2 protein-coding genes are annotated in these 4,626 nt (G+C 70.4%); both read right to left on the bottom strand.

Annotation, left to right across the window (positions count from 1 at the left end; all coding sequences use genetic code 11):
• Nucleotides 1-611, bottom strand: a 611-nt coding sequence (locus tag ACGF5G_RS35620) for a beta-ketoacyl synthase N-terminal-like domain-containing protein (RefSeq protein ID WP_393271283.1), incomplete at its 3' end; no start/stop codon positions are given.
• 5 nt (nt 612-616) lie between these two features.
• Nucleotides 617-4,612 (bottom strand): SDR family NAD(P)-dependent oxidoreductase, encoded by a 3,996-nt coding sequence (locus ACGF5G_RS35615; protein WP_393271285.1) that lies wholly within the window; start codon nt 4,610-4,612, stop codon nt 617-619.
• Nucleotides 4,613-4,626 lie beyond the last annotated feature (14 nt).

The following is a 4,626-nucleotide window of genomic DNA, read 5'->3' as shown; positions in this document are numbered from 1 at the left end:
CCCGCGAAATGCAACGCCACCAGAGACGACGAACACGCCGTATCCACCGACACCGCCGGCCCCTCAAGACCCAACACATAAGCGATACGACCAGACGCAACACTGGCCGCACCACCGGTCAACCCATAACCCTCCACCTGGGCATCGGCCTCACCCAACCGGGGCCCGTACTCCTGACCCATGAGACCGACAAAGACACCCGCCGGCGAGCCTCGCAAGGAATCAGGGGCAATACCAGCCCGCTCCAGGGCCTCCCACGAAACCTCAAGAAGCAACCGCTGCTGAGGGTCCATCGCCAAAGCCTCACGCGGCGAAACCCCGAAGAGCTCAGCATCAAAACCCGCCACGTCATCCAAAAAGCCGCCGACCCGAGCGAAGGATCCCCCCACTTCCCAGCCACGATCAACCGGAAAATCCCCGACGACATCACGGCCCTCGACAACCACCCGCCACAAATCCTCAGGCGAATCCACCCCACCCGGAAAACGACACGCCATGCCCACGATCGCCAACGGTTCGATGGCTTCCAGTTCCTGGACACGGCGGCGGGCCTTGCGCAGGTCGGCGGTGACGAGCTTGAGGTACTCGCGAAGCTTGTCCTCGTTGTTCATCGCGTTCACCTTCCTGACCCGTCCGCGGATGGGTCGTGCGTGATGCCGAGTTCGTGCTGGAGGAACTCGTAGAGCTCGTCGTCGGAGGCCTTCAGCAGGTCGGTGTCGAGGTCGTCGGAGTCGCGGTCGGTGCCCCCGTCGAGCCGCGACAGCAGCGCCCGAAGACGATGCGTCACACGGTGCTCGATCAGGTCTGCGGCGTCGGCGTCGTAGAGGAGTTCGGTGAGCCGGTCGAGGCTCTCCACGACCGCCTGCGCGGAGTCGGCGGGCCTGTCGCCGTTACCGCCGAGGCGGATGTCGAGGTGGTCAGCGAGCTCTGTCGGGGTGGGGTGGTCGAAGACGACGGTGGCGGGCAGGGTCTTCCCCACCGCGGCGGCGAGCCGGTTGCGCAGGTCGACGGCGGTCAACGAGTCGAAGCCCATCTCCTTGAACGGCCGGTCCGGGTCGACCACCTCGGGGCCGTCGTGGCCTAGGACGCCGGCAACGTGGCTGCGCACCAGGTCACGCAACCGGCGCCGACGCTGGGCCGGCGTGAGCGTGGCCAGCTCCTGCTCAGCAGCGCCGGCATCCGTGGGCTCGATGACGCGGCGTCGGGTTGAGTCACGTCTCCGGGTGAGCTGCCGGAACATGGGCGGTGCCGGGTCGGCCACCCGGCTGAGGTCCAGGGTCGCCGCGACGACGACGGGCTCGGCGCCGGTGATGGCAGCGTCGAAGAGGGTGAGGGCCTCTCCGGTCGGCATGGCTTCGACCGCGGACCGCTTGAGGCGGCTGCGGTCGCGGTCCTGCATGCCACGGGTCATGCCGGTCTGGGTCTCCCACAACCCCCACGCGATCGACGTGGCCGGCCGACCCATGCCCGCGCGCAACAGGGCGAGCCCGTCCAGGCCGGCGTTGGCCGCCGCGTAACTGGCCTGACCGGCATTGCCGAGCACCCCGGCGACGGAGGAGAAGACGACGAACATCGCCAGATCCCGGTCCAGGGTGAGCTCGTGCAGCAGCAGGGCGCCGCCCAGCTTGCCGTTCAGGACGTTCGCGACCCGTTCGGTCGACAGTCCTTCCAGCACGCCGTCGTCCAGCACGCCGGCGGCGTGGACGACACCGACAAGCGTGTCGACGTCGTCGAGAACGCCCTGTAGCTGCGCCCGATCGCTCACGTCGCAGGCCACCACCCGCACCGTCGCGCCAAGGGTCTCCAGCCTGTCCACGAGCGCGGACACGCCGTCGGCGTTCGGACCGGAACGGCTCAACAGCAGAAGCCGTGTCACCGCGTGCCGGCACACGAGGTGTTCGGCCACCAGGGCGCCGACACCGCTGGTGCCGCCAGTGACCAGCACCCACCCGTCACCGAGAGCGGGTGCCTCCGCCGCCACCGGGCGCGCGGGTTGGAGACGAGGCACCAGAACACCCTCGGCACGTAGCACCGCCTGCTCTTCCGCCGTGGACAGCAGAGTGTCGAGATCCGGCTCGACGTCCGTGGGTACGTCGCGCAGCAGGATCCGGCCCGGGTGCTCCGACTGCGCCGAGCGCACCAGGCCCCAGACCGCCGCGCCGAGGACGCCGGCCGGGTCGACCTGGCCGTCCGCGGGTGCGACGAGGGCGTCGCGGGTGAGGACGAGCAGCCGCTCGCCGGTCTGCTCGGTCGAGCCGAGGAACCGTTGCAACTCGGCAAGGGTGTCGGCCACGGCGTTCCCGGCCGGCGGGGAGTACACGACCACGGGCGGGGACGACCCTGCGGTGTCTGTCGCCGGGGCACTTTCGGGCGGTACCCAGGAAACGGTTGCCAAGGACGCGGCCGTGGGGGCCACGGGCAGCGCGCGGAGGCGGAGTTCGTCGATGTCGGCGATGGGACGGCCGTCGTCGTCGGTGAGCCGGATCCGGGCGCTGTCCGGGCCGTTCGGGGTCACGGTGACGCGCGCGCGGCGGGCGCCGGTGGCGTGAACGCGGATGCCGGTCCAGGCGAATGGCAGTCGCAGTTCGTCGGCCGTCAGCAGCGGGTGCAGCGCGGCGTCCAGCAGCGCCGGGTGGATGGCCACGCCGGTGGCCGGTTCGTCGGTGGGGAGGACGACGTCGGCGTAGAGCGTGTCGCCGCGCCGCCACAGCTGCCGCATGCCCCGGAACGCCGGCCCGTACTGATAGCCGGCGGCCGCCATGTCGGTGTAGAACGTGTCGACGGGTGCGGGCTCGGCACCCTCGGGTGGCCACGGTCCCACGACGATGCCCGCGGGCTCGTCGGTCGTGTCGAGACGGCCTTCGGCGTGCAGGGTCCAGTTGCCGATGCCGTGGCGGCGAGCGTAGATGCGGGCGGTGTGCGCAGAGCCGTCAATTGGCACACAGACGATGTGGATGTCGTGGGCGGTGTGCTCCTGGAGGGTCAGGGGGGTGTGAATGATGACATCGGCAATGCGGTTGTGGCCGAGGTGGTCGCCAGCGTGGACGAGCCATTCGACGAAAGCGGTGCCGGGGAGCATGGTGGTGTCCCTGACGGCGTGGTCGGCCAGCCAGGGGAGAGTGTGCGGGTCGAGGCGCCCCGCGAGGATGGTGGGTTCGTCGGCGGTGGTGTGGGTGCTGGCGGCAAGCACCGGATGGTCAGGGTCGTGCTGGCCGGCCGGGGTGGTGGGCGTCAGCCAGAAGCGCTGGTGCTGAAAGGCGTAGGTGGGTACGTCAGTGCGGATGGCGCCGGGGCCGTGGACGGTGGCCCAGTCGACCCGGGCACCGGTGGCCCAGACTTGGCCGAGGGCGGTCAGCAGGTGATTCCACTGCGGGCGGTCGCGGCGCTGGGAGGAGATCACCACGCTGTCGGGGGCGCATTCGGACATGGCCAGTTCCAGCACGGGGTGGGCGCTGACCTCGACGAAGACGCGGGCGCCGCGGCCGGTGAGGGTCTGCATGGCGGTGTCGAACCGCACCGTCTGGCGGAGGTTGCGCAGCCAGTAGCCGGCGACCATCTCGGCGGTGTCGACGATATCGCCGGTTACTGTCGAGATGATCGGAATCTGCGAGGAACGCGGGGTCAAGGTGTCGAGTTGCCTCGTCAAGCGGTCGGCGACCGCATCGACGGCGGCGGAGTGGGAGGCGTAGTCGACGGGGACCATCCGGGCTCGCACCCCCCGCTCGACCAGTTGTGCGGCGAGCGCCTCCAGGGCGGCCACGGGTCCGGCGACCACGGTCGACGCAGCGCTGTTGACAACCGCGATCTCTACACCCTCGGGCAGGTGCGGTTCGATCTCGGTGCGGCCGAGCCCCACCGACAGCATTCCACCGGTGCCGGCGAACTCCCGCACCAGCCGGGACCGGACCACTACCACCCGGGCACCGTCGGCAAGTGACAGGCCGCCGGCCACACATGCCGCCGCGACCTCGCCCTGGGAATGACCGACCACCCCGGTCACCGGGACGCCCCAGGACAGCCACACTGCGCCCAGGGACACCATCACCGCCCAGAGCACCGGCTGCACCACATCCACCCGGGACAGCCACATCTCGTCCTCACTCTGGAGGATGTCGGTGACGGACCAGTCGACGTGGCCGGACAGGGCCCGGTCACACTCGGCCAGGCGATCGGCGAACACCGCCGAACTGGTGAGCAGCTCTCGGGCCATACCCGCCCACTGCCAGCCCTGACCGGGGAACACCAGCACCACGCCAGTCGCCCCCGACGACACCGGCATGAGCGCCGTCGTGTGCGCCGCCGTAGCCCGCAAACCCGCCACCACGGACTCGTGGTCGTCGCCGACGACGACGGCGCGGTGATCCAGGGCCGCCCGGGACAGCGCCAAGGTTCGGGCGACGTCGGGCAGGGGCACGTCCCGGCCCTCTTGCTCCAGCCAGTCCGCGAGCCGGCCGGCCTGCTCCCGCAGAGCAGCCGCACTACGGCCCGAGACCGGTACCGGAGTCAGGAGCTTCTCGGATGCGGTGGGCGCCTCCGACCCGGCCGACGGGGTCAGCGGGGCCGGTGGTTCCGGCGGGGCCTCGACGATCACATGAGCATTCGTGCCGCTGATACCGAAGGAGGAAA

The sequence above is a fragment of the Micromonospora sp. NPDC047730 genome (assembly GCF_043204765.1).
Taxonomy (GTDB): domain Bacteria; phylum Actinomycetota; class Actinomycetes; order Mycobacteriales; family Micromonosporaceae; genus Micromonospora.
The sequence above is the reverse complement of the archived record's forward strand: the minus strand, read 5'-3'. Positions and strand labels throughout refer to the sequence as shown.